Below are 26926 nucleotides of genomic sequence, written 5' to 3' on the forward strand. Positions count from 1 at the left end.
ATGCCCTGATGATTAATTCAAGAATTGAATCCACCACCCTATTAAAAGTATGGGTAATGGATAATTTGTGTTCAAAATACATATTTCGATAATTTAGAATTATCTTAATTGCTAAGAAAGATCACTTACACTAGGCTTACGTATTGTTGCTACTAAATTAAGGATGAAGTCATGAATTGGTATTTGGAAGTCATTAAAAATAATTACGCTAACTTTTCAGGCCGTGCTCGTAGAAAAGAATATTGGATGTTTACTCTAGTAAATACCATTATTATTACCATCCTATATGCTATTGTGATTTCATCAATAGACATGAATACGGGTGAAATGAGTGGATTAGGTTCAATTGTTGGTATCATTTTAGGTATTTACTCTTTAGCTATTATTATCCCTAGCCTTGCAGTGACTATTCGTCGCTTCCACGACCAAGATAAATCAGGTTGGATGTTCTTACTTGCATTTATTCCTGCTGTTGGTGGATTAATTATTTTTGTCTTTATGTGCCTTGAAGGTACTAAAGGTGACAACAGATTCGGCCCAGACCCTAAAGCTTAATCTATTGTTGCATTAATATGACAATACAGTGGGTACACCTACTATTAAGTTTACTCACTGTATTAATTGATTTTCCTACCTTTATTACAAATATCTAAAAACATTCCTTTCTTTAAATAAAATAACACTGGCTCATCTCCTCCCGCATTGTACTTTGGTATTTTTACTTACTTCTAACGTTTCTAATTAACGACATCACGTTATTACACCATGCTTATTGCATTGATCCTTAAGTTTTTTCTTTGTTGTGATTTTGAACTTAGTCACACAATATAAGTAAAAAATACGCTTTCCTTTACTAAATCAATGTTAATTTTGATAATGACTATCATTATTAATTGAAAATGATAATATCTACGTCAATAAAACAATTAAATGAGTCAGGTAAAAAAACGTGAGTAACCAAAAAACACCTCAAGAAAAAAATATTTATAAACCAGCGCCTCCTCGCCTAGTTCAAGTAAAACGTATTACTGATGTTACACCGGGAATGCGTTGTATCACCTTTACGAGTGATGATTTAGATACTTACCCAGCAGATACTGCGGGAGCACATTTAAAAATATTCTTACCTTTAGAAGGCCAAGTTAAACCTACTGTACCAGGCTTTTCTGAAAAAGGTCCTAAATGGCCTGAAGACGAACCAAGATCGATTGTACGTACTTATAGTGTTCGTGCTATTCGTCCTGAGCAAAAAGAGTTAGATATTGAATTTGCCGTACATGACGATGTAGGCCCTGCTATTCATTTCGCGCTAAATGCTAAGCAAGGCGACTATATTGGGATCACTAATCCGGGTGGCCCTGATCCTTTATTAGCACCTGCGTCACATTACTATATGGCAGCCGACCCAAGTTCATTACCTGCTTTAATGGCTTTAATTGAAACCATGCAGCCTAATGTTCAAGGAAAAGTTGTTATACGAGTAGAAGACGAAACGCATCGCCAAGAAATTAAACACCCTAGTGGCTTAGAGATAATCTGGTTGATTGGCTCAGTAGAAGAACAAACTCAGAACTTAATTAATGAATTTGTGTCATGGGAATTGCCTGCTGAAGATGTGGCATTTTGGATTGCAGGTGAAGACAAAATTATTCGTGCATTAAGACGCCATATTCGCCGTGATAACGGTTACGATCGTAGTTTGATTTATGCCATTCCTTATTGGCGTTTTGGTTATGACGAAGAAGGCTATCACGCTGAACGTCATCATGTTATGGATAACGAAGACATAAGCTAAGTAATAAAGTAAAGATCAAGCGTTGGCTGTACAGGCTGCATATTAAATACTTCAATAATATGCAGCCTTTTTTATTATAAAAATGTAATCAATGTATATTCTTCTTATCTTGCTGATAATTTCCATCATCATCTATATAGATGACGGTAATGACTTGATTGGTATCAACTTGCCCTTTATATTCAATTTTTTGTTTTGAAAACGGCGCTATCATTGTGGCCTGAATTAAAGATTGCTCTTTATTCTCTTGTGTATATATTTTGGAAATCGTAAAAAAATAAGCTGAAGAATTACTAATCTCTAAATTCTGCTGTTCCTTTGTAATCTCAATCTGTTTAAAAATAGCGTTACTCGTTAACTCGAGTTGTTTAGGGCGGTAAAAAAGCTTAATACGAGTTTGTAATGCTAATTGCAACGTATTTGTATTTTCACCACTGTTAGGTTTAGGCGGAATATCAAGCACATTAAGATAAAAAATAGACTCTCTATCTTGAGGCAACTTATTGTCTAATTGTTGTATTTTTAATTGTGCTCCTCCATTAGAGGAAACTTTCATTATGGGAGGGATAACAATAAAAGGAGCCGTTGTTGTCTCAGGGGTTGATGCAATATCACCATCATCTATCCAAGATTGGACTAATGTTGGTTGTTCACTGCGATTAAAAATTTGCAATGACAGTGTTAATTTGTCCATAGGAAAAATTAGACGTGTACGTTCAAGTACTACACTCGCTTTTGTTGTCGATGTTATAAGCATAAAAAATAAAATAAAAGTAGCATTCATTATTTTTTTCATTAGATACGCTCTTTAGTCATAAGACATTACTAATGTCGCTGTGCTTGTTATTTTTCCTTGAGTGACTGAATTAGCATTATAAGGATAGTAATAAGCCCCCATATTTATCGAAAATGCAGAGGATAAGTTGCCACCTTGATTAACACTGAAAATACTGGTCGCACTACCTTGAGAATTAATATTGTCAGAAAAAATAACGGGGCTATTGATATTATCGCTTTTTACTACACGGAACCCGATCCCCCCTGCACCTTGCGCTGTTGTATTAGTTAATATAGTTTTATCTGTCGCCAATAAATTTTGGCTTGATAAAAACATCTTAATATTTCTAGACGTTTTTGAGCCACTTAAAAAGTCTTGGCACGTAAAATTTAATGTAAAAGGTGTGTATCCTGCTTTATCTACCGTTTTTGCATCTTTTACACTGATTAATGGCAATGAAACAACTAAACCCGCATTAGAAAAATTACAGGTTGTCATTACAGGATTATAAGTAATTAGCATTGGTTGTAAGAAAATATCATTTTGATCAACTGGCCATTGCCACGTTAATAAGAATTGCACAAGTTTAATAACAATATTAAGTAACCACTGAACTAACCCAACACTCGATGCATCTGACGCTAAAATAACAGGATTAACAACCGCTGTACTTCCACTCACCTCTTTATAATTGGTCGAGGGTTTACTACTCAATAACGTAAATTTTAAGGTGAAATTAGTATCTAAATCTGATGCAGGGTGTGTTCCCGCTGAAATATTCGTTACATTATCTTTTTCTAATGCTGTTAATGTAATAGAGACAAACTGCTTCCCACCATTAAAACCAATTGTTCCCGTTCGACCATCATTAAAAGGTGAGGCAATACCCACAGTATTAGGAAATAATACCCCTCTTGCATTACATTTAAAGGTACCCGGAAATATTGTTCTACTCGTTTTTGTTACAGTTGTTGAAGCTGCATTTAAATCTGCAGATAAATCAAAGTTAATATTGGGTGCCGTAATAGTGTCCTCAGGTTTACAGTTAGCAATTGCCTGTTGGCTTATCGCACCTAATAAAATTATAAATATAAAAGCTGGTGATTTCATAGCGCTTTCCTTTATCGACAAATATTACTATTTTTATCCATCGTATTTATTAAATGCTCCACAACACATTCCATTTTTTCAGCTTTATTTAATTTTATAAAGATTGAAGAAGGTAACTCATCACTTTTTAAATAAAGCACACTTGATTGTCCGACATAACCAATACTTTCTTTTTTATTATTTAAAACTTCTGTACCGAAAGGTAAACTTTCATTATTTTCTAAAGATGCTTTAATAATAAATGTCTTACGTTTATCCGTTGTTAATGTGAGGTAATTAACTGCGCCTAAATACGGAGTAACCTGGGTTGTATTTCCAACAAGCTCAGCATTTGAAGGTATTTCTGTATTTGTTAAAGTATAATTATTTGTACGATATGGGATACTATTAGGCACTAATACTATCCCTTGATTATTGGTTAATGTGGCTTTATTTCCATTAACCATCATATTATTGGCCATAGGTGCTTCGATAAGAGTATAGGTATTCCCTGTATTACCTGAAAAAACAATATGATTAGGTACGGCAACAACTGTTCCTCTAGCGCCTAATCCTCCCTGGCGATAATTATTTGCTTCCGTATAAGATGCAGATAATGTGCTATATGGATGACGATAACTCACATTTGCGCCGACTAAATTATTTCCACCCGTTTGATTTGAACCTGTTAAAGTATAATTAACTAGGTCATCTTTACCTGCTGTTCCACTCATACTAATTGTAGATTGCTGGTAACGTGAATCAGCCGCATAAATTGAAGTATTAATATTGGCTCTTTTATCAAAAAATGAAATCGGCACACTAATATTAAAATAATAACGAGTCTCTTCTTTATTATCGTAATTTCTTAACTTTGAAACAGAAAGATTATACGCAATATCTTTATAATTATTTGAATAGCCTAACTGATACTCGCGATTACTCTCATCTGTATTCCAATAGTTTCGATGTGTCCCTGAAAGAAAAACAACACCACGCTGACCACCCAAATATTGATTAAGATTTATGGTAAACGTATTTTTTGCTCTAGAACCTCGTAGTGCATCAAACGTTGATAAATCAAGATCAGATACTGCATTATTATTATTTTGCTGTTGAGCAATATCATTTTGATAGTCTTTCCAAGCTTTATAGTTGTCATGAGCGTAAATTGAATCTACAAAACTATAATAATCACGAGTAGAATAACGATAAGCAGCCAATGTTAAATTGGTTAATGTCGCATCCATATATTTACTATAAGCAAGCCGAAAACTTTGCCCTGTTTTTTTACCTGTCTGTAAATCTGCCGTTGCATGTGTTATATCTGCTGAAATTGCCCCAAATTTAAAATTCCAACCACTACCTATCAATGCGGAGTAATAATCTTCACTGACAATACCGCCCGCATAAACAGTAACTAAATTATTAAGACCATAATGAAACTCACCTTGTGCAAATTTAGGCCGATAATTTGTATTACTAACTCGTGATTCACCTAACGTTACGTTATAACGATAAACATCTTCTTTTAACATATCAGGAACAGCTGAAAACGGGACAGTGAAAGATCTCCTTCTCCCATCTGCTTCTTGAATAACCACTAAGAGATCACCACCTCCCGCAGTAGGTTGAATATCTCGAAAGGAAAATTCACCCGGAGGCACATTTTCTTGAAAAACTAGATTTTCATTTTGATAAACACTCACTAGCGCATTCGTCTGTGCAACACCACGAATAATGGGCGCGAATCCTTGACTCGAATTAGGGAGCATACCCATTTCTGTTGCCAGTGACGCCCCTCTAAATGGAATACTGGTAAAAAGCGCCATTGGCGTATAAAAATCGCCAATTGTTAATCCTGAAGTTATTTGGCTAAATGCCTTATAAACATAGCGCGTATTGTTTTTCCATTGGCTTTTGCCGTGAGAATAATAAGAGTAGTTAGATTCATCTCTAAACTGCCATGCGCCTAAATTCACACCTGAATTAATATTGGCAAAAAAACTCTCGTTATTGCTTTTACTTCCTTTTTTTTCTTTATAGTTATAGTAGTTTAAATTATAAGATAAAATCAGAGCTGAAATACCTTGTTGCCAATAACTTGGATCAACATACCCTACCTCTGATTGTTTCACTGAAATCTGAGGAGCATTAATATCAAGCCTTAATTTATTAATATCTAATGCCGACGTCACACCTTTTGCCAATTCATTTGATAGTATTGTTTTTTGCTGTGCAATTTTTTGTTTCGCAGATAGAGATAAATTTAAACCAAGTTTATTTACATCCACGGTTTCAAAACTAATCTCTGCGTGTTCACCTATTACATTTATTTCAAATTGTCCTTTCCATACTTGATTGACATAAACATCGACAAGTTGTTTTCCTTCAGGAATTTTGTCGTCAATATAAAATCGTGAAATATCTCCATTCTTTGAATTTCCAACAAGTAAAGATGTATCAAATCCCTCTGCATACAGATTTTGAGTATAATTTTGTATTCCTAAAAAAATGAGGATTGAGAGATATCTTGGATTATTCACGATGTTATCTCGATTAGAGTTTAATATTTTGTGATTTATAAACACCAAAATCATCAACATAAACAACAACAACAGAATTATTTTTTAATTTATTAATTAATGGTAACTCACGAGAAGATAACGGTGGGATCATTTCAGAATCAGCAAGAGTAATACGTGGCATTTCTTCAGTAGAAATCGAAGCTATAGTGAAATGATATTGTGAGTTATTTTTAACTAAAACCTTATTACCATTTAATTGATAAGTTATTTTTTCATTCACTAATTCAGGATCATCTGTTAATGCGGTAGGACGATAGAAAACTTTAATTCTTGTTTTCATCGCCAATTGTAAATAGCTTTTTCCTTTTAGTGCTTGTGCATTTTCAGGAATATCTAATACATTTAAATAATAGACTTTTTCAACATTACTTATCTGTTTTTCATCGGAATTTTTTATTCTTAGAGTTTGCCCTTGTCTTCCTGCTATTTTGACAATTGGTGGATATAAATAAAAAGGTGAATTTGCATTTTCTGGTGTCGAATCCACATCTCCATCATCTATCCAACTTTGTACCAAAGAAGCTAAATCACCATTATTCGTCAATTGGATATTAACACTATCAACGCTTTCATAATAAATAACGCGAGTACCATTGATAATGATATTGGCTAATACAGTCGAGGGTAATATCAAGATAATTAAAAGGAATATTAATTTTTTCATTATAACCACCCCAAAAAAGCCAGACCCATTGAGTCTGGCTTTTTATATTATAAATAAGATACTGTATAAATAACGTTAGAGTGTACTGGCCCTGTTTTAGCCGCTGTTGCATTTGTTTTATAGTAACTGGCAATTAAGCGTAGAGTATCTGAATCTGGCGCTGTTTTATCGCCTTTAATACCTGTATCAAAGGTGGCATTTAGTGGTATAGCAACGGTTGGTGCAGCAGGTGTTGATAAACTAAAGCCGACGTTTTTTGCAACTAATGGATCATTTTCATTCGAAGTATCATTAACCAAATATAATCCACTTGTTGAAATAGTATTTGCAGATGAGAAATGTATCTTTAAATTACTTCCACTTGGAGTAGATGCAGGAGCACAATCAGAGAATGTCAAAGCAAACTCTTTTTGATTTTTGGCAATAACAGTATTTGCCGTTGTTCCAGCATCCGTTACGGTAATAGGATCTAATAGAATAGAAAAGTCCGCACTATTTCCCCCATTAATTGTACAGGTGGTATCACTAATAGCACCAGAGAAAGAAATGATCCCCCCTGCGCTGTTGGTTGCGGCAAATGCCGACGACGACAATATAGCCACTGATAATAATGACAGTGGGAGTTTATTTTTAAACATATATAACTCCAAAATAGATAAATATTTAATTAGCAAAAATAAGATTCTATTATTGCCATCATTAACTAGAGGTAACAAAAAATCCTAGTCAATTTGATATTAGTCATAACTTTAAAAACCAACAAATAAATTTATCTATTTTTTAAAATACGTGACTTAAGTCAAATTTAATTAAGTGAGTAAGTGGACTATTAGTTAATATATAAATGTATTTATATTTCAATATCATTATTTAATTGAAATATTATAAACAAAAGAACAATAACAATTAATTTATTAATAACCAATCGAAAAAAGAATACTCATGGACAAATTACTTCACTTTGGAATTTTTTATTCAAATCAAATACCCCATATTTAATAAAAAAGACAAATCATATAGAATAAAATTAAAAATAAATAAAGAGAAAGGCCACATTAATATGTGACCTTTTTAATTTCATACAAAAATACCCATACTCTATTTAATCATTATAAGCAGCTAATACATGCTGGCATAATGTAGAGCGCACACAATCTTCTTGCATAAATTTAATCACGCCTATTCGATTATTAGCTTCAAATCGAATCAGGGCATCCGCTAATCCAGACGATACATTAGCAGGTAAATCACACTGGGTAATATCACCATTAACCACAACGGTGACATTTTCGCCCATTCTGGTTAGAAATAATTTCATTTGATTTACCGTAACATTCTGCGCTTCATCTAGAATAACAAATGCATTTTCAAAAGTACGCCCTCGCATATAAGCGAAAGGTGCAATTTCAACTTTACCGATTTCAGGTCGTAAACAATATTGTAAAAATGAAGCACCTAAGCGTTTCACTAATACGTCATAGACCGGACGAAAATATGGTGCGAATTTTTCAGCAATATCGCCGGGTAAGAAACCGAGATCTTCATCTGCCTGCAACACTGGTCGAGTAACAATAATACGTTCTATTTCTTTATTAATTAAAGCATCGGCAGCCATTGCGGCACTAAGAAAGGTTTTACCACAGCCAGCTTCTCCTGTGGCAAAAATAAGATTTTGATGCTTAATTGCATTCATATATTGGCGCTGTGCTTCGTTGCGAGAACATAACACACGTTCATCACGTTTTTCTCTCGCCATGCCAATGGTATCAATATCCCCAAATCCCGGTAAAACCATAACATTATCTCGATGTGCCCCATTACGTTGTTCTTTACGTGAGGTGCGTTTATTTTCTCGGCGTAAACGTGTTGTTGCTTTTTGTCTACTCATAGTGGTATTTACCCTTGTTAGTCTTCAAAAAGTCATCGACATCTCTGTTTTTATTCCATTCACTTACCGGTGAGCCCCCTTCAGACTCTATTTAGTCGCAGAAAACAAAAAAACCGGTCACAATCCTGAACATTAAACATCAATGAACGGTTGTTGCCGGTTTTCTGTGAGTAACGAGATATTTCCATTGCTTCTGTCATTCATATTCCCCATCATGGAGTTAGAGTGAAAATTAACGAAGCTTTATGACAGTATAATGACAAAATAAAAATATTTTCAATACTGAGATGATTTATAACGAGATGGACTTAACATAAAAATAACAATAAGTGTTATTTTGGGGGGAATAAATGAATTTCTTACGATTGCCTTTTATTTATTGGTTACTACTTAACCTCATTCCATTTATTGGTTTTGAACTTCACTCTGGCTCTCTTAAAATGGGCTTCTTTTTTTATCTCGGTTTACTCACCATTACGACTTCTGGGATCTGGCTTTTTTATAGCCTCTCCTTTTTTATTAAACAAAAAACGTCTCCTAATCCCAATCACACACCTCGACAATTAGTGACAAGAGGTCCTTATAAAATAAGTCGCAATCCTATGTATCTTGGTTTTTTAGATATTAGTATCGGGTTATTTTTTATTTTTGGTAATTGGGGGTTTTTAGGAGCTGCAATTGCGTTTTACTTTATTACTGATCGCTATACGATAGTACGTGAAGAGAAAATCTTAAGTGAATTATTTCCACAAGCGTGGCAACAATATTGTCGCCACGTTCGTCGTTGGATGTGACCTAAATAATTACGATTAAGGCTGTTTACAGTTATTAGCTAAACGGTAACCTGCCTTAATGGCCTCACTTTCTGTTTTAAACAAAATCGCATTTTTATCTGACATTGTTTTATAGCCAGAACAATGTGCAAAATGGTAGATCTTGCTATTAACATTACCTTTAATATCTTCAGATTGTAATGTATTTACTTGTTTAGGCGTTTCAGTTTTAGCTTTAGTGGCTGGTGCACTATTTGTTGCAGATAATCCGGCACCGCTATTTTTATGTCCTAATTGCCACTTCACTTCACCCGTCACAAACGGATTATGATATCCAACAATACGAGCAATACGGTTATCACGTTCTTTTTCCCATGCTGTTGGTGGATAAGCATTATCCCAAGCCATTAATAACTGTTGTTGTTGGCGTGACATAGAGAGGTTATAGCGATCATGCAAGTAGAAATAAACCCTTGCTACTTGCCCCTTAACTTCATTACGAGGTTCAAAAGTACGTGACGCAAAGTCAACACGGCTACGGCATTGACCATATTGATAAGGTGCTTGTGCAGGTAATTGTCCAAAACTAAAATTGCTACGATCCCCATTAACTTCACCAATAGATGGCGCTAAATTGTGTAAATCAGCTTCAATTTTGCCAAATACAGGATCGTTTTTCACACAATTAGTTCTGCCTCCATTTTGCCAACATTGGCGTTGATGACCAAAAACCCATGCAGGAACAATATGCTCCCACTCAATACGTTCTGCTCTTGTTTGTTGGGTTCTGACTTTATAACCACAACTGGCTAAATTAACACGTCCACCAGATTTACCAACCCATTCCCAATCACAACCACAATAAATAGTGCCTTGTGACTTTTGATTTTGATCATAATAAATACGTTCTTTTGCTATCTCTTTCGCTTTTGTAAAATTCTCAGGGGCTTGCGCTTGAACATTTAGCGTAATAAAAAATAAACCCAACACAACCGCGGTATAGTGTAATATTTTTCTCAAAGTGGTATCTGCCTTACTCTTTGTTTTATTAAACCCAATAAGAATTATCTTTAATAACCAACTGATAATCTTATTTTTATTTAGCCTAATCTTACCTTTTTTTTATTTATTTTGGGCAATCTTTCTTGCTATTTTTTATATAAAAAATAAAACAATAAGCGTGAATGGTGATAGAAAAAGCCGTTATTCTCGACATTAACGCAAAAGGGATTTGCTATGGTTTAGTCCATCAATGATTTGGAGAAATTTAAAAATGAATGAGAATATGCTGAATTTGATGGACGAATTAGTCGAGATAACAAAAAAGCATGCGAATAACGAAGATGTTAAAGCGCATGCTAGTTTAGAATCTGAGAATAAATTACGAATTCAAATTATTATTTCTGATAAAAATGAACTGGATATTACATTAAATTCATTACAGCACGCGATGTAAGTCATTATACACTCGGACGCTTGCGATATAACCATAATCCCGGCAAGGATAGCCCGATAGAGAGCGCACCGACAATAAATGAAGCTTTAAGGAAATTAGTAACTAAAGCTTCAAAAATTTCCGCGCTATAACCAATTTGCGTTAACTTCACCACTGAGATCATCGCTATATATGCATTTATTCCGGGGAACATCGGAATAACCGCGGCAACAGTAAAGACTTTAGGGTGTGCAAGCCACCAGCGTGACCATTGAATACCAATGCAACCCACTAAAATAGCGGCACAAAAACTTGCCCATTCTATATTCATCCCGCTCATTACTAAAACAGTACGAGAGCCGTGTCCTATTGCTCCTAATAGCGCACAATATTTTAATGCCCTTGAAGGTACATTAAATACCATTGCAAAACCTACTGCGGGAATAGCTGCTAAGATCATATCTTCAATTAGGGTGAAAAGTATCGTTATTATGCCCAATCTCTTAACCCCCATACTGCCATAGCCAAAATAACCCCTAAACAGGTGGCTAAAGTTAACATTGTTGCCATTGCCCAACGCGCTAAGCCTGTATTAACGTGCCCTTTAAACATATCAGCAACAGCATTAATTAAAGGAAATCCGGGAACAAGTAATAAAACGCTGGCTGCCATTGAAATAGTCGCAGTGGTTTGAAAATAAGAGAGCTTTAATAATAGACCTGAGACTGAAGTTGCCACAAATGCAGTAATACAGAAATTAATTAATGGGTTCATTTGGCGATGTGTTAATGCTTGGCGAACAAACATACCAAGACCACCACCAATGGCAGAAACTAAAAAGCCATCCCAATTACCACCATTTAATTTAGAGAAACAGCCACAAGATAAGGCAACCATAAAAATGATCACCCAACGTGGATAACGTAATGGTTTTATATGCTCAAAGCGTTTTCTTGCTTCATGAATATCTGCAAGGTGATGTTCGACCAAAATAACAATATGCTGAACTTCTGTCACAACATGCATATTAATACCGCGATCGACAATCTTACGTGTTGAAGTTTGGCAATGCCCATTAACAATCGTAGTTAATACCACTGCATTAGCAGAAATTGCACTTTCGACTTGATGTACACCTAAAGCTAAACCTAGGCGGGTTGAAAGCTGTTCAACCAGCATACTTTCTGCACCATGTTGCAATAACAATAACGCAGTTTGAATACATAACTTGGTAATTTCACGCTGTTTATCTTGTGAAATGGCAGTGCAGTCCGCCATTATCTCATTATCCATACTATGCCTTAGTTTTAATCAAAAACAAGCCACTGCTAATATAAAGTTTATCAGCATAGCTCGTTTCTCGCTCTATTATCTTTCAATACTATTATGAACAAATAAAATATTTAAGGCTGTAGGCAGATCAATGTTATAGATGGATGGTCATAAATATTGTTATAGAAAGTTACAGTACAATGATTAAATATCGATCCTTATTTTTAACTCACATCATCAAATAGCAATCACTATTTTAATAAAGAAAGCACTCATACAAGTGCTTTATAAACTAATTTAATTAAAAAAATTAATAAGATTTAATTACTTCACCAATTCATTAGCTTGGATATAAGACTCACCCAGAGTTTCTGCAACGAATACCGGAACACCATAAACCGCAGAAATAACAGAAGAGAGTTGTAGCAGTTGCTCTTTATCATTTTTTTGTGGATCAGTGGTCATTATCATACCTGCACAATATTCACTAAGAAGCGCTTTCCCCGCTTTAAGCCAACGTCTAACCGCCTTTATCCCTTCCATATCTTCTTTTTTATGCTCTTTGTCCTTTTTATTGATGGAAGGGTAAACCAGAACAAATTTTCTTTTTTCGTTTAATACAATATCCATTTCAGCAGTCCAGTTATTGGCATCTTCCAGTGTTTCTGGAAATATTTTCATCGTAATAACAGGAAATTGCTCAACATCCATAACGGTAAAAGTTTTATTATTCAACATAATACTCATCTCTAATTAATAATAATCGCTCTACTCTAGAATGACTATCATTCTCAATTAATAAGGATCCGAGTATTTAAAATAAAACCGCATTAATAAGCAATCGTACTCACATATCAATTTAAAATGACAATGCTTAAATTTAAAAATAAAAAACCCCTAAATCGAGATCTAGGGGTCGCATACTATTTTCTAACTTTTATAAAAATTTTAACGAACAACTAAAACAGATTGCTTAGCATAAGCGACAATACCTGATGCATTTGAACCTAATAGGTGTGTTGAAATACTAGGACGACGGGAACCTATTACTATTAAATCTGCATGAATTTTTTCAGCGAGTTCTAAAACTTTATCTCTTGCAGAACCAAATACGGCTGAAAATTCAACTTGTTCATTTGGCAAATCAATGCCATCAGCTAATTCTTGCAGTTGTTCTTGTACACGCTCAAGTGCTTTATTTGCAAAAGAGCTGAGCATGTCATAATGGTAGCTATAACTAATAGAAAAACGTGAAATATCAGGAATGGCATGGAAAAGATGCAGTTTTGCGCCTTCTAATTTAGCAATATAAACAGCGTGTTGTAAAGCTTTAGTCGTTAACTCATCTTCTGAAATATCAACAGGTACTAGAATTGTCTTGTACATAGCAACTCCTCATTATCAGATTATTGTCTGTTTATTATTGTAGCGTTAATCCCACAGCTTGCTTATTTAATCTTCCTCAAGATGCCATTTATGCAATTGTCGATGAATAAAAGGTGTCACTACAAGCCCAATTGATAAAATAAAAACACACTGAAGAAATAAACCATAAATTGCAATAAAAAAGCGTCCTGTTGGGGTTGCAGGTGCTGGCTCTACCGGTTGACCACTTAACATAGAGATTGCATTTAATGAAGATTCCATAAAACTATGTCCTTCAATTAAATAAAACCCTAATACGCCGGGTAATAACCCTAAGAAAAAGAAAATAGAGCCTATTACATAATAGCGTAAGATGCGTAGAATAAAATGATCAAGCCTTAAAAGTTCTTGGGTAAATTTTTCCATTCTTATCCACTTTCTAGACTGTTTATTCGATAAACGGCTTATTGAATAAATAAGATAAGCTACGCAAAAAAATTAAAAATATGCTATGAGGAATACTCATAGCATATTAGTAATATATTAACGAACCACTAACACTGAAATTTCAGCATAGCGAACAACACCCGCAGCTGTTGAGCCTAATAAATGAGTGCTGATATTAGGTCTACGTGAACCAATCACAATTAAGTCTGCGTGAATATCTTTTGCTGTAACTAAAATTTCATCACGCGGTGAGCCAAAAGTAACCGTATAAGCGACCTTTTCAGCAGGTAAATCCACCGAATCTACCAACATTTGCATATCATTCTCTGCTTTCACTGTCGCTTTATCTTTAATTTCTGGATAACCCAATGAATAAGCATTAATGATTGCTGAAGAGATAGGAAGAACATGAATTAAATGTAAATTAGCTCCCGTTTCTTTTGCTAAATACACCGCATGTCGTACCGCTTTACTGGTTAACTCTTCTTCCACAATATCAATAGGCACTAAAATCGTTTTATACATAATAACTCCTCTCAACTCTCCATTTGCCTTAATCCTATCGCAATAACCAAAAGATTACTGTGAGTGAATTAACTAAAAACAACCTAATCTTAATATAAACCTACTTTAATTATTAATACGTTAAGCTAAAAAATAAAAGTGATCATTCAAAATAGTTTGCATTATGTTGCTGTGCTAACGTCCATATTTGATTGCGAATATTTCGGATAGTATCAATCAATTCTGATGCAGTTAATCCTATTGGCCCAATACCTTTTTCAACTAACATATCCGCCGCCATTCCATGTATCCAAACCGCACTTTTTACTGCATCAGACATTGTCATTCCTTGTGCCAAAAAACTGCCCATAACACCTGTTAGCACATCACCACTCCCTGCGGTTGATAATCCACTATTACCGGTTTTATTAATTGTGATTTCCCCTTTCGGAGATGTCACCACAGTATTTTGGCCTTTGATTATTGCCCAACAATGATAAAGCTTCGCAATCTCTTTCGCCGCTTCTTCTCTATTATTTTGAATATCATTTAGCGTGCAATTAAGCAAAATAGAGGCTTCTTTAGGGTGTGGTGTTAATACACAATGCTGATTAAGTGAGAATTCTGATTTTAATTTAGCCATTAACACTAATGCATCTGCATCAAAAACATAGGGTATATTTTCATTACGTTGCGCCAAAGCTATTGATAAGATCTCTTCAGAATTTGCAGATAATCCTAATCCACATCCAACCGCCCAAGCAGAAATATCTTGTTGATTCATCAATGTCAGTGCTGTTTTGAGCATAAGCTCTAGCGCACTATCAATAAAAGGAACAGGAAGTTGTGGCTGAGCAAAACCAAGAAATACCTTTCCACACCCTGCTTTCAATGCACTTTTACCGGCTAATACAATCGCGCCGCTCATTCCTTCTGCGCTACCTACAATGCCTAATGTGCCAAATGTTCCTTTATGTGTATTCCCTGACTTGCGCTGATAAAGTGCGGGATAATGAGTGATCGCGTGTAATAGTTGTTCTTCATTCATATTATTTTCATTCCCTCCTTTTTCTGCATTTTTTCTTATTGCTGGCAATGATTGCCATACCACATCTGTTTGTATTAACGTTCAAAACATAACGTTCAAAGTATAGCGTGATTTCAACAAATAAATGGGATAACTGACTATTTTGTCTCTTTATCAAGCTAACAATTTCAATATGATAAAATGCTTTCATTATCACTATTCATACCTTGCTGAGACTTTGCTATTCTAATGACCTAGCCTGATATGATTTATAAATTAAAGACAAAGGAACGTAGATAATGAACGAGAAGTTTAAAACACAAGCAGATGTGGAAACATTAGCAGAAGAAGTGGCTTGTTTAAAAACATTAGTCACCTATATGTTAAAAGCATTAGGTCAAGCAGATGCTGGACGCGTTATTTTAAATATTGAACGTGCTATTGCAGAAGTTGATGACGAAAAACAAGCAGAGACATTCCGTAATACAATTAGCCAAATTAAGACGGCCTATCGCCAATAATGTGTTTATTTTCGAGTTAAGTACTTGCACATATTTTTATTCTATTTTCTAAACTTTTTGTGCTGCACAAATAAACAAAATTTAGTTTCAAATCTCCTATATACTCAATCTCGAAATAAACCATTCTTTATTCATTTAGCTACCCCTCTATCCTTGTAGAGGGGATTTTTTTCTCTTTTACCCATCCTCGATTTTCCTATTTGAATTATTTTCATATCACCTGAATGATAATGAGTTTTCTTTCTTTTCGATAATTTCATCTAAGGATTTATATCAATAACTTCTTTTTGTTTAATGTTTTTAATGTTATTTGAATTAAATAGCAGTATTAAAAGTCTTCTTGTCATAACTAACACGATTAGAAATTAACCTATTAAATACAATGTATTAAAATCACCCCAATGTTAACAGATGGTTATTTTAATTTTTTTATTCTTATTTTTATATTTAAATCACACATTTTGTTATTTTTAACACAAATAAAAACCACCTTATGAAATGTAAATAAAGATAAATCCTAATATTATTATATTTTTAGTTGTTTCAGTTGTTGTAAATTGTGAACTTTTATTCAGCCAAAAAATGCTAGCTTATTGTCCCTAAACACAATTATAACAATACGGGTTAAAACTCATTGAATTAAGAATATTAACTATTTATATTTTTACACTTATTCTGATTTATCGTCACTCCTGTTTATATGTTACACTCAATAAGTACGTACTAAAAATAAACATGAGGCTAAAATGAAACCACTTCTCTTATCTCTGCTATTATTACCTGCTGTTGCTTTTGCTAACCCAACAAAAATGGCTGATGATTACTGTGATACTTTTAAAGATATCTCAATTAAAGCTTATGATACAAAAGAGCCCGCAGAGAAAATTGCTAAAGATGCAGTAGCCTCTTTAAATGCAAAGAAATTTGATTTTGCAAAATTAGAAGCAACTGAAGCGCAATTTACTGAAGGCACTATCGAAGTTGTTAACTCTTTACGTGACGCAAAAGCTGAAATTGGCTCTCGCGCAGAATTCCAAGAAGGCCTAACTCAAATTGTTGCCGCTTGTAAAATTCAAATGATCGCCGCATTAGAAGAGCAAAAAAAATAATCTTCTCATTAAAGAATGAGTAGCAATCAATTTAAAGAGTAGAAATCATCCTGCTCTTTTTTATTTCCCCTCTCCACCACTTGTTCTTCTTCCCTTTCGCTTTTTTCTCTATAACTAACTCTCTATACTCTAAATAATTCGAGGTGTGGCTAGTGCGAATGAAGCTACGGCTTGAAGTATGACGAGTATCAATTATAGAGTATCTATCTATCGATATTAAGGTTTATAATACCTCGGTAAATACTTGTTAGTACTGGCCATAAAAAGGAGATATTGTGAGCAACGAACAATCCATCCAGCGTTTAAGAAGACTACGCCAGTCCGAAAACCTGCGTGCGCTCTTTCAAGAAACAACGTTAACTAAAAATGATCTCGCTCTACCTATATTCGTAGAAGAAGGGCTTGATGATTACCAACCTATTAAAAGTATGCCGGGTGTCGTTCGTATTCCTGAAAAGCGTCTTGCTTATGAAATTGAACGTATTGCAAAAGCAGGCATTAAAACTGTCATGACTTTTGGGGTATCGCATCACCTTGATGAAACAGGGAGTGATGCTTGGAAAAGTGATGGCTTAGTTTCTCGCATGTCTCGTATTTGTAAAGATGCAGTACCAGAAATGATTGTCATGTCTGATACCTGTTTTTGTGAATACACATCACATGGTCACTGTGGTGTTTTACATGGCGAACATGTTGATAATGATGAAACTATCTATAATTTAGGCCTTCAAGCTGTTGCTGCGGCACAAGCTGGCGCGGATTTTATCGCACCATCTGCGGCAATGGACGGTCAGGTCGCGGCTATTCGTGCTGCACTTGATAAAGCAGGGTTTAGCGATACTGGCATTGTTTCTTATTCGACTAAATTTGCTTCTGCCTTATATGGCCCTTTCCGTGATGCAGCTGGCTCTCGCTTAATTGGTGATCGTAAAACTTATCAAATGAATCCAATGAACCGCCGTGAAGCGATCCGTGAGTCATTAATTGATGAGCAAGAAGGCGCTGATATGCTGATGGTTAAACCGGCAGGTGCTTATTTAGATATTATTCGTGATGTGCGTGAACGTACTTTATTACCTTTAGCGGCTTATCAAATCAGCGGTGAATATGCTCAAATTAAATTTGCAGCATTAGCCGGTGCAATCGATGAAGATCGTGTAGTAATGGAGACTTTAGGTTCAATTAAGCGTGCTGGTGCAGATTTAATTCTATCTTATTTCGCACTGGATTTAGCTGAAAGAAACCTACTTTAACCACCTTATACTCTGAATAATTCAAGATGCAGCTAAGTGGCAATTGCAATAATGCTCAGCCAACAACGCTGCAACTTGAAGTATATAACGAGTACTTAATTATGAGGTTAATATGGATAACTGCATTTTCTGTCAAATCGTTGCTGGAAAAGCCCCTTGCCATAAAATTTGGGAAGACGAACACCACCTTGCTTTTCTTTCTATATTTCCGAATACCAAAGGCTTTACGGTTGTTATTCCTAAAAAACACTATCCAAGTTATGCCTTTGATCTCAGTGATGAAGCCTTAGCGTTATTAGTGATTGCGACAAAAAAAGTGGCAAAAATCTTAGATAAAACATTCCCTGATGTTTCGCGTTCAGGAATGTTTTTTGAAGGATTTGGGGTTGATCATGTTCATAGCAAACTTAGCCCAATGCATGGTACTGGTGATATGAAAAAATGGGCGCCTATTGAAAATAAGCAGAAGATTTTCTTTGATAAATATCCGGGTTATCTTTCATCTCACGATTTTGAGCGAGCAAGTGATGAAGAGCTTGCACAACTTGCAGCACTGATCAGAAAAAATAATCAATATTAAAAATCCAACCTGCTCTTTTTATACCTACATAAAATTTTTAGATATAAAAAACGCCCAGTCTTATTTTAAGCTGAGCGTTTTTTTATCAAGATTAAAAACATTATTTAGTTGAAAGCTTTGCTTCCATCGGTAAATAAGGCTGAACTTTCTGTTCAAGGAGTTCAATTAATGCCGGATCGTTAAAACGATAATTATCAGGTATTCCCAATACATGTGCTTTTTTATAGCGCATGGTCGCAGGAAAATGTGCAGATAATCGATTTAAATGTTTAGATTCCATGACTAGCACTAAATCAGTCCATTTAAGTAATTCGTTATCAACCACACATTGCGCATCTTTACGCGTACCCGCTGAAAGTGTACTAATGCCTTCTCTATTTGCAAACAACAGTTCTGCGGTTGGGCTTCGCCATTGATTTTTACTGCAAATAAATAAGATATTCATCATTACTCACTATCAGATAACGCATTTAATCGGCGCTGACTACGAGAAACTCTTGGATATTCAATTCCTAGTTGTGCAGCTCTGGTCATTTTAAGTGATCGAGTATATAAATTAGACCATTTTTTTTCTGGTTTAAACATCACTCGTGAACAACCCATTTCTTGATGTTTATTTTTGCGGTTAACACATTGACGCCAACCACGATCTCTTTGTGTAGACATAAAAACCTCTCAGATTAAAGGAATAGCAGCCGCAGTAATACGGAGAGGGTCTAACAATGTGTATAATACATGATAAAAATAAAATTCTAAACTTAATAATAAAAGATGTCCTTTATCTCTATACGCAATTATCCTTAATAATTAAGTTATATTATTTAAAAACGGAAAAACAAAATATTATACTGAATGTTTAATATAAAAAGAGAATAATGAACACACCAACCATGGTGTTAAATAACTAACTAGTTTAATCTGTTATGATTGAATAAATTTAACTCGAGAATAAAAAATGAAAAAAATAGCATTCTTCTTTTTAAGCTTATTAATTTTAAGTACAACTGGATGTGTAACAGGTGCTATTTGGTATAGTAATCCTGTCGTGGATTCAGAATACAAAAAAAAGGCCAGTGTAAATGATAATATAGTAGGTGCTTTTGAGTATAAAAATCTCAGAATTAAATATAATCAAAATAATGAAAACCTAGCACCTATTCAATTGCCAGGATCTGGGTATGGGTTCTTAGGTGAAAACTATATTTATATACTAACTCAAGGTGCTGATGAGTTAATGCAATTAAATGAAATCATTAAAACAATCCCATTGAAAGCATTTGATAATTCTGAAGGTATCATTAGATTAGAACTTACCCAAAAAAATGATAATGTCATTGAATTTAAAGAAAATTACTATGTTTACATCAGTAAAAAATTCACATTAACTGACAAGCAAACAGAAGTATTAAAAAATTTAGGATTTAAAGAAACACGTAATTCTGATGACAGTTCATGGGTAAAAACAATACCTATCAAAGGATACGTATTTCAGAAAGATGTTATGGAAATTCCTGCAACATTGAAAGACAAATTAAACGAAAATTATAAAGTTGAACTGTATACTTATGAAAAGAGAGGCTCATTTAAACCGGGTAATTTAGCGAATAATATTATCATTACCCCACTCACACTTGTGGCGGATGTGATCGCCACCCCTGTGATTATGCTTGCATTTTCGGATTATATTTGGCGATAAAAAATTTGGTGATAATGGATCAGTTATTATTTACTGATCCATTATTAAGATAAATTAAAAATTACTTGTAAGTAATTCGAGTTGGCTTATCTAACATAATTTCTGTTTTTGCCGGCTCTGTTTGTGCAATAACTTTACCTTGACGAATAGAATAACGCACAGGTACTTGACGACGTAAAGCATCAAATCCGTTATCTGCTGGCAGAATAATAAAGTTTGCACTATTTCCTACATCAACACCATAATCCGTTAAAGCAAGTGTTTTTGCGCTGTTGTGGCTAATTAACTGTAATCCGTTATCTATTTGACCATAGCCCATTAATTGGCAAACATGCAATCCCATATGTAAAACTTGGAGCATATTTGCTGTACCTAATGGATACCAAGGATCAAAGACATCATCATGACCAAAACAGACATTAATATTACTTTCTAGCATCTCTTTTACGCGAGTAATACCACGACGTTTTGGATAGGTATCGAAACGACCTTGCAAGTGAATATTAACTAAAGGATTCGCCACAAAGTTAATTCCAGACATTCTTAATAGTCGGAATAAACGTGAAGTATAAGCGCCATTATAAGAATGCATTGCGGTTGTATGACTGGCTGTCACTCGTGAGCCCATATTCTCTTTATGTGCTAAAGCGGCAACCGTTTCAACAAAGCGAGATTGTTCATCATCAATTTCATCACAATGAACATCTATTAAACGATCATATTTTTGTGCTAACGCAAAGGTTTTATGCAGTGATTCAACACCATATTCACGCGTAAATTCAAAGTGTGGAATAGCACCTACAACATCAGCACCTAATTTTAATGCTTCTTCTAATAATGCTTCACCATTAGGGTAAGACAAAATACCTTCTTGTGGAAAAGCAACAATTTGTAAATCAACCCAAGGTTTAATTTCTTCTTTCACTTCCAGCATTGCTTTTAATGCTGTTAGCGAAGCATCTGAAACATCCACATGGGTTCTAACATGTTGAATACCATTAGCAATTTGCCATTGGAGCGTTTGCCATGCACGTTGTTTAACATCATCATGAGTTAACAGTGCTTTTCTTTCAGCCCAACGCTCAATGCCTTCAAATAATGTTCCCGATTGATTCCAATTCGGTTGCCCTGCTGTTTGTGTTGTATCTAAATGAATATGAGGTTCAACAAAAGGAGCGTGAACTAAACCACCTTGCGCATCTAATGCTTCAGGATGAAAATTAGTTTCAGATTGTGGCTCTATCGCTTCAATTTTGTTGTTTTTAAGCGTAATGCGCCACAAACCTTCTTTTCCAACTAGACGAGCATGATTAATTTGTTCGATATTCTTACCCAGCATGACTTATCTCCGCTTGTCGAGCTGTACGACGATTTAATATTGGATTTAACACGGCGTAGCTAATTGCACCACCTAATACTGCGTTGACAGGTACAATACCCGGTAACCAATGCCCTGCAACAATACCTATCGCAACAGCAAGTAGCGCTACCCAGTTAACCGATTGCATTGTAGCAATATTAAAGGTGTTGTAGCGTGCTTTATTCATCAGATAATCTGCAATAATAACACCACCAACAGGTGGAATTGCAGCAGATAAAAAGGTTAACCAACCTACAAAGTTATTATAGAGCCATAATGCACACAGTGTACCGACAATGCCATTTATCACTGAAAGCTTTTTACTTGATAAGCCTGTAATATTGGCAAAACCTAATCCAGAGGCATATAACGCATTATCATTGGTTGTCCAAATATTTAACCCTAGCACCACGATAGCTGGAAGTAATAATCCTTGCGCAATCATCACATCCGAAATATCTGCCATTCCTAGTGAAGCAGCACCTGCAGCGCCAAAGACAAACATTAATGTATTGCCTAAGAAGAAGGCGATAATTGCAACCACCACCGCTACTTTGGGGTTTCGTCCGAAGCGTACGAAATCAGCCGTAAGTGTTCCCGCACTAATAAACGATCCGACAACCATCGCCAGCGCTAAATTAAAATCTAATGGCTGAGTTGGTTTAACATTCATTAGCGTTGAAAGCCCGCCCATATCATGTATAGCAAGATAAACAGAGTAACTTCCAAGGATTGCGATAGCAGGAACAGCAATGATAGAGAGAACAGTGAGAGCGGAAATACCGAAGAATACAGTGATGGTCATTAAAATGCCGGAAACGGCAATAAGGAGATTAATATCAATACCAGTAGCTTTTCCTACCGGGATGGCAAACATTGCCACACCCACACCAAACCAACCAACCTGAGTACCACCGAGTAAAAATGAGGGAAGCCAAGAACCTTTAATACCGAAAGAGTAACGCGCGAGGAGATGAGTAGTAAGACCTGTTTTTGAACCAATAAAACCAAGAAATGCGGTGTAGATACCAAGAAGAAGATTACCAATTAGAACTGCGAGGAAGAAATCATTAAAGGAAAGACCAGTACCAAGAGCGCCGCCAGTCCACATACTGGCTGAAAAAAACGTTAATCCCAACATCACAAAGGTTAACGCCAATCCACCCTTTCTTGCGGATATGGGCACTGGGCCCTGACTATAATTGTTGTCCTGAGACACTTTAACCCCCTATTAATTTCACCAGGCCAAAAAAATCTGACGAATTCTATCTGCATAAAAATATTATGCAAACGTTTTCGTTGTCTGTTTACGATAATTAATGGAATGCTTTACTTTTGAAGAATTGATACCCATCACATAAATAGGAGAAAAATCGTTGTATTGCTTGAATTTACCTGATTATCTTGAGTGTTCTTTATTAATGGATTTCATTTAGAAATATTTATGATAAAAATTAATCATATTTTTTCCTGAATATTTAGGTTTTATATAAATTATTTTTATATAATCTAAATGTCACAAAGAGGGAATAATAATGAAAAGACAAAAAAGGAATTTACATTCCTCTTTTGTCTACCTTAATTTATAGGCTTATATTTGTTTTTCTTACAGGTTGATCTCCTGCAACATAATAGTCAGCTTGGCTTTTAGGTAAAGATTTAACTCCTCTCACCTTATCTGCTAACTTTTCTGCAATCATAATGGTAGTCGCATTCAAATTCCCAGTGATTATTAGTGGCATGATGGATGCATCAATAACTCTTAAGTTTTCTATGCCGTGTACTCGACCTTCCCCATCGACAACTGCCATTTCATCTGTCCCCATTTTACACGTGCCGCAAGGATGGAATGCTGTTTCAGCACGTTCTCTGACAAAAGCATCAAGCTCTTCATCACTTTGAATATGTTTCCCTGGGCTAATTTCCTCTCCACGATAAGCATCTAATGCCGGTTGTGCCATTATTTCTCGCGTAATACGGATAGCTGAACGAAACTCTTCCCAATCCTGTTCTGTGGACATGTAATTAAACAAGATACTTGGATGTTGATGAGGATCTATAGATGTTAGTTTTACACGTCCTCGGCTCGGCGAGCGCATAGAGCCTACGTGTGCTTGAAAGCCATGAATTTCTACGGCATTGGTTCCGTTATAGTTAATGGCAACGGGTAGAAAGTGGAATTGAATGTTTGGCCACGCATACTTTTCGCTTGAACGAATGAATCCACCAGCTTCAAATTGATTACTTGCACCTATTCCTATTCCTTTGAATAGCCATTGCGCGCCAATCTTAGGTTGGTTATACCATTTTAAAGCAGGATAAAGTGAAACAGGTTTTTTACATTCATACTGTAAATACATTTCTAAATGATCTTGCAAATTTTCCCCAACACCAGGTAATACATGTATAGGTGAAATATTAAATTCGTTTAATACCTTTTCAGGACCAATACCAGAACGTTGTAAAATTTGAGGTGAAGCAATTGCACCAGCACACAGCAACACTTCTCGATTAACTTTAACATGACGAGGCGTAGTGTTTTCCCCTGAAAAATAACGGACGCCCACGGCTTTTTTTCCTTCAAACTCAATAACATCAGTCGTTGCATGTGTCTCTATCGTTAAGTTTTTACGCACTTTTGCTTGATCAAGATAACCTCTTGCTGTACTTGCTCGGCGGCCTTTAGGTGTAACCGTTCTATCCATTGGGCCAAAGCCTTCTTGCTGATAGCCGTTAAGGTCAATCGTTCTTGGATATCCTGCTTGTACACCCGCCTCAATCATTGCTTGAAATAAGATATTATTGTCTTTTTTCGGCGTAGTCACACTCACGGGGCCTTTATCACCATGATAATCATCAGCACCAATATCGCGCGTTTCTGCTTTACGAAAATAAGGTAGGCAGCTTAAATAATCCCACTCTTCAAGCCCTGGTAATTTAGCCCAGCTATCAAAGTCCATCGCATTACCACGGATATAACACATGCCATTAATTAGCGATGAACCACCAAGCCCTTTTCCTCGACCACATTCCATGCGTCGGTTATTCATATAAGGTTCGGGCTCTGTTTCATAAGCCCAATTATATCGCCTACCTTGTAACGGATAAGCTAATGCCGCTGGCATTTGTGTACGAAAATCGAACCTGTAGTCCAGACCTCCAGCTTCAAGGAGCAGCACAGTAACTTCAGGATCTTCTGTCAAGCGGGTAGCAAGAACGTTACCGGCTGAACCAGCACCGATAATAATGTAGTCATAGACCATTGTTATCTCCTCTGTTTCAGTCATTAAAAAAAATGGATTAAAAAACGGATGAAAACTCCCCAAGTTCAACTTGAATAGATTTTATTTGAGTATAATTCTGTAGTGTAACAAGCCCGTTTTCACGTCCCACCCCAGAATGTTTATAGCCACCAACTGGCATTTCTGCTGGAGACTCGCCCCATGTATTAATCCAACAAATTCCAGCTTCTAATTGGTGAATAACGCGATGAGCTGTTGTGAGATCTTTGGTGACAAGACCTGCGGCCAAACCATAAACACTATTATTTGCGCGTAAAATCACTTCATCTTCAGTTTGATAACTAATAATACTCATCACAGGACCGAAGATTTCATCTTGCGTGATATTCATATCATCGGTGCAATCTGTAAAAACTGTCGGTGCAACATAAGCACCTTGAGCAAAATTGCCTTCTAATAAACGATGACCACCACAAAGTAATCTTGCCCCTTGGGTTTTGCCTAACTCAATATAATTCAAGACTTTTTCAAGATGAGGAAAACTGACCAGAGGACCAAAATTGGTGTCCATTTCAAGAGGAGAGCCGATTCGAATACGGGAGACACGCTCAGTGATTTTGGTTTCAAATGCTTTTTTTAACTTTTCTGGTACAAATACGCGCGTTCCATTGGTGCAAACTTGGCCTGAACTATAGAAATTCGCCATCATCGCAATATCAGCGGCGGTATCTAAATCTGCATCATCAAAAATAATTAAAGGCGATTTTCCACCAAGCTCCATGGTTACTTCTTTTAAACTTGAAGCAGAGGCATTTGCCATCACCTTTTTACCCGTTTCAATTCCACCAGTAAAAGAAACCTTCGCGATATCAGGATGCTGTGTTAACCATTGCCCCACATTAGCTTTCCCTGTAACAACGTTAAAAACGCCCTTTGGCAATCCTGCCTCAGTGTATATTTCGGCAAGTTTTAATGCGGTTAATGAAGTCATCTCACTTGGTTTAAAGATCATGGCATTACCTGCGGCAAGTGCAGGTGCAGATTTCCACAACGCTATTTGAATGGGGTAATTCCAAGCACCGATACCAGCAACAATTCCCAAAGGTTCACGGCGAGTATAAGCAAAAGCGGTTTCTCTAAGCGGAATTTGCTCACCTTCAAGTGCGGGAATAAGGCCTGCGTAATACTCTAAAACATCGGCACCCGTTACAATATCGACATAACGTGTTTCAGATAAGGGTTTGCCTGTATCTAAAGTTTCTAAATGAGCCAATTCATCATTACGTTCACGCAAAATATCAACAGCACGTCGCAAAATTCGAGAGCGTTCCATCGCTGTCAGCGCACGCCAAATTTTTTGCCCTTGCTTCGCGCTCTCGAACGCCCAATTGATATCTTCTTCACTTGCAGATTGTAAATGTGCGATCACTTCACCATTAGCCGGATTAATCGCTTCAAATTGTTCACACTCAGGTTGTGCGCAATCAACATATCCACCATGAATATAGAGCTTATGTAACGGCGGGTTTGGCATAGTTTC

General features: G+C 35.8%; 29 protein-coding genes. 9 read left to right on the forward strand and 20 right to left on the reverse strand.

From position 1 onward, the window contains the following. The first annotated feature begins 171 nt into the window (after window positions 1–171). Together C0T34_RS01555 and C0T34_RS01560 are read left to right on the forward strand one after the other, a co-directional pair. A complete protein-coding gene (locus tag C0T34_RS01555) occupies window positions 172–555 on the forward strand; it encodes a DUF805 domain-containing protein (RefSeq protein ID WP_098942607.1) in 384 nt (127 codons plus the stop codon). A gap of 394 nt (window positions 556–949) precedes the next feature. Continuing rightward, complete coding sequence (locus C0T34_RS01560) at window positions 950–1795, forward strand: siderophore-interacting protein (RefSeq protein WP_098942606.1); 846 nt, start codon at window positions 950–952, stop codon at window positions 1793–1795. Between the two features lie 88 nt (window positions 1796–1883). Here the strand turns inward: C0T34_RS01560 and C0T34_RS01565 are convergent, their stop codons facing one another. From C0T34_RS01565 to phoH, 6 genes are all read right to left on the reverse strand, one after another. Next, window positions 1884–2591 (reverse strand): molecular chaperone, encoded by a 708-nt coding sequence (locus C0T34_RS01565; protein ID WP_138158014.1) that lies wholly within the window; start codon window positions 2589–2591, stop codon window positions 1884–1886. Window positions 2592–2603: 12 nt separating this feature from the next. Next, window positions 2604–3683: a fimbrial protein gene (locus C0T34_RS01570; protein ID WP_098942605.1), complete on the reverse strand. Its 1080-nt coding sequence runs from the start codon at window positions 3681–3683 to the stop codon at window positions 2604–2606. A gap of 11 nt (window positions 3684–3694) precedes the next feature. Beyond that, window positions 3695–6208, reverse strand: coding sequence for a fimbria/pilus outer membrane usher protein (locus C0T34_RS01575; protein WP_239450312.1), 2514 nt, complete (start codon window positions 6206–6208; stop codon window positions 3695–3697). A gap of 13 nt (window positions 6209–6221) precedes the next feature. Continuing rightward, a complete protein-coding gene (locus C0T34_RS01580) occupies window positions 6222–6914 on the reverse strand; it encodes a molecular chaperone (protein WP_098942604.1) in 693 nt (230 codons plus the stop codon). A gap of 47 nt (window positions 6915–6961) precedes the next feature. Beyond that, the gene (locus tag C0T34_RS01585; RefSeq protein WP_075670953.1) at window positions 6962–7552 is read right to left on the reverse strand and encodes a fimbrial protein; all 591 of its coding nucleotides are present in this window, start codon (window positions 7550–7552) and stop codon (window positions 6962–6964) included. Between the two features lie 464 nt (window positions 7553–8016). Further along, window positions 8017–8802, reverse strand: a complete 786-nt coding sequence (phoH, locus tag C0T34_RS01590) for a phosphate starvation-inducible protein PhoH (protein ID WP_098942603.1) — start codon at window positions 8800–8802, stop codon at window positions 8017–8019. A gap of 350 nt (window positions 8803–9152) precedes the next feature. Here phoH and C0T34_RS01595 point away from each other — a divergent pair, with 350 nt between their 5' ends. After that, window positions 9153–9596, forward strand: a complete 444-nt coding sequence (locus tag C0T34_RS01595) for an isoprenylcysteine carboxylmethyltransferase family protein (protein ID WP_098942602.1) — start codon at window positions 9153–9155, stop codon at window positions 9594–9596. Between the two features lie 15 nt (window positions 9597–9611). Here C0T34_RS01595 and C0T34_RS01600 read toward each other — a convergent pair whose 3' ends face one another. Further along, a complete protein-coding gene (locus C0T34_RS01600) occupies window positions 9612–10595 on the reverse strand; it encodes an endonuclease (protein ID WP_098942601.1) in 984 nt (327 codons plus the stop codon). A 253-nt stretch (window positions 10596–10848) separates the two neighbouring features. Between C0T34_RS01600 and C0T34_RS01605 the strand changes: the two genes are divergently transcribed. Further along, window positions 10849–11031, forward strand: coding sequence for a hypothetical protein (locus C0T34_RS01605; RefSeq protein WP_036912881.1), 183 nt, complete (start codon window positions 10849–10851; stop codon window positions 11029–11031). A gap of 4 nt (window positions 11032–11035) precedes the next feature. On the opposite strand, the gene C0T34_RS01610 is transcribed toward C0T34_RS01605, so the two are convergent. From C0T34_RS01610 to C0T34_RS01640, 7 genes are all read right to left on the reverse strand, one after another. Continuing rightward, window positions 11036–11509 (reverse strand): threonine/serine exporter, encoded by a 474-nt coding sequence (locus tag C0T34_RS01610; RefSeq protein ID WP_162556805.1) that lies wholly within the window; start codon window positions 11507–11509, stop codon window positions 11036–11038. Then, on the reverse strand, window positions 11500–12303 hold the full coding sequence (locus C0T34_RS01615; protein ID WP_098942599.1) for a threonine/serine exporter ThrE family protein: 804 nt from the start codon (window positions 12301–12303) through the stop codon (window positions 11500–11502). The genes C0T34_RS01610 and C0T34_RS01615 overlap by 10 nt, the downstream gene beginning before the upstream one ends. A gap of 303 nt (window positions 12304–12606) precedes the next feature. Further along, a complete protein-coding gene (locus C0T34_RS01620) occupies window positions 12607–13020 on the reverse strand; it encodes a hypothetical protein (protein ID WP_098942598.1) in 414 nt (137 codons plus the stop codon). A 210-nt stretch (window positions 13021–13230) separates the two neighbouring features. Continuing rightward, window positions 13231–13668 (reverse strand): universal stress protein, encoded by a 438-nt coding sequence (locus tag C0T34_RS01625; protein ID WP_098942597.1) that lies wholly within the window; start codon window positions 13666–13668, stop codon window positions 13231–13233. A gap of 66 nt (window positions 13669–13734) precedes the next feature. Beyond that, window positions 13735–14073: a hypothetical protein gene (locus C0T34_RS01630; protein ID WP_075674296.1), complete on the reverse strand. Its 339-nt coding sequence runs from the start codon at window positions 14071–14073 to the stop codon at window positions 13735–13737. Between the two features lie 117 nt (window positions 14074–14190). Beyond that, on the reverse strand, window positions 14191–14619 hold the full coding sequence (locus tag C0T34_RS01635) for a universal stress protein (protein WP_075674297.1): 429 nt from the start codon (window positions 14617–14619) through the stop codon (window positions 14191–14193). Between the two features lie 142 nt (window positions 14620–14761). Beyond that, on the reverse strand, window positions 14762–15646 hold the full coding sequence (locus C0T34_RS01640) for an NAD(P)H-hydrate dehydratase (RefSeq protein WP_109849593.1): 885 nt from the start codon (window positions 15644–15646) through the stop codon (window positions 14762–14764). A 275-nt stretch (window positions 15647–15921) separates the two neighbouring features. Between C0T34_RS01640 and C0T34_RS01645 the strand changes: the two genes are divergently transcribed. From C0T34_RS01645 to C0T34_RS01660, 4 genes are all read left to right on the forward strand, one after another. After that, complete coding sequence (locus tag C0T34_RS01645; protein WP_269669713.1) at window positions 15922–16146, forward strand: DUF2594 family protein; 225 nt, start codon at window positions 15922–15924, stop codon at window positions 16144–16146. Between the two features lie 746 nt (window positions 16147–16892). Next, window positions 16893–17255 carry a hypothetical protein gene (locus C0T34_RS01650; RefSeq protein WP_098942594.1) on the forward strand — a complete coding sequence of 121 codons (363 nt, stop codon included), beginning with the start codon at window positions 16893–16895 and terminating at the stop codon, window positions 17253–17255. 275 nt (window positions 17256–17530) lie between these two features. After that, entirely contained in the window at window positions 17531–18508 is a 978-nt protein-coding gene (gene hemB, locus C0T34_RS01655) for a porphobilinogen synthase (RefSeq protein WP_072064069.1), read from the forward strand. A gap of 112 nt (window positions 18509–18620) precedes the next feature. After that, a complete protein-coding gene (locus C0T34_RS01660) occupies window positions 18621–19088 on the forward strand; it encodes an HIT family protein (RefSeq protein ID WP_098942593.1) in 468 nt (155 codons plus the stop codon). 100 nt (window positions 19089–19188) lie between these two features. Here C0T34_RS01660 and C0T34_RS01665 read toward each other — a convergent pair whose 3' ends face one another. Both C0T34_RS01665 and C0T34_RS01670 read right to left on the reverse strand, forming a co-directional pair. Further along, a complete protein-coding gene (locus C0T34_RS01665; RefSeq protein ID WP_109849594.1) occupies window positions 19189–19533 on the reverse strand; it encodes a phosphotyrosine protein phosphatase in 345 nt (114 codons plus the stop codon). Window positions 19534–19535: 2 nt separating this feature from the next. Beyond that, window positions 19536–19754, reverse strand: coding sequence for a hypothetical protein (locus C0T34_RS01670; RefSeq protein ID WP_109849595.1), 219 nt, complete (start codon window positions 19752–19754; stop codon window positions 19536–19538). A gap of 289 nt (window positions 19755–20043) precedes the next feature. Here C0T34_RS01670 and C0T34_RS01675 point away from each other — a divergent pair, with 289 nt between their 5' ends. Next, entirely contained in the window at window positions 20044–20784 is a 741-nt protein-coding gene (locus C0T34_RS01675) for a hypothetical protein (RefSeq protein ID WP_109849596.1), read from the forward strand. Window positions 20785–20845: 61 nt separating this feature from the next. Here C0T34_RS01675 and C0T34_RS01680 read toward each other — a convergent pair whose 3' ends face one another. The 4 genes from C0T34_RS01680 to betB all read right to left on the reverse strand — a co-directional run bounded on the left by C0T34_RS01680 (window position 20846) and on the right by betB (window position 26920). Further along, window positions 20846–22123: a cytosine deaminase gene (locus tag C0T34_RS01680; protein WP_109849597.1), complete on the reverse strand. Its 1278-nt coding sequence runs from the start codon at window positions 22121–22123 to the stop codon at window positions 20846–20848. Then, the gene (codB, locus tag C0T34_RS01685) at window positions 22113–23363 is read right to left on the reverse strand and encodes a cytosine permease (protein ID WP_109849598.1); all 1251 of its coding nucleotides are present in this window, start codon (window positions 23361–23363) and stop codon (window positions 22113–22115) included. Before codB ends, C0T34_RS01680 begins: the two co-directional genes overlap by 11 nt. Window positions 23364–23727: 364 nt before the next feature. Next, window positions 23728–25407: a choline dehydrogenase gene (betA, locus tag C0T34_RS01690; protein ID WP_109849599.1), complete on the reverse strand. Its 1680-nt coding sequence runs from the start codon at window positions 25405–25407 to the stop codon at window positions 23728–23730. Window positions 25408–25444: 37 nt separating this feature from the next. Continuing rightward, entirely contained in the window at window positions 25445–26920 is a 1476-nt protein-coding gene (gene betB / locus C0T34_RS01695; protein WP_109849600.1) for a betaine-aldehyde dehydrogenase, read from the reverse strand. Window positions 26921–26926 lie beyond the last annotated feature (6 nt).

Source organism: Proteus sp. CA142267 (genome assembly GCF_003336825.1).
Lineage (GTDB): Bacteria > Pseudomonadota > Gammaproteobacteria > Enterobacterales > Enterobacteriaceae > Proteus > Proteus terrae.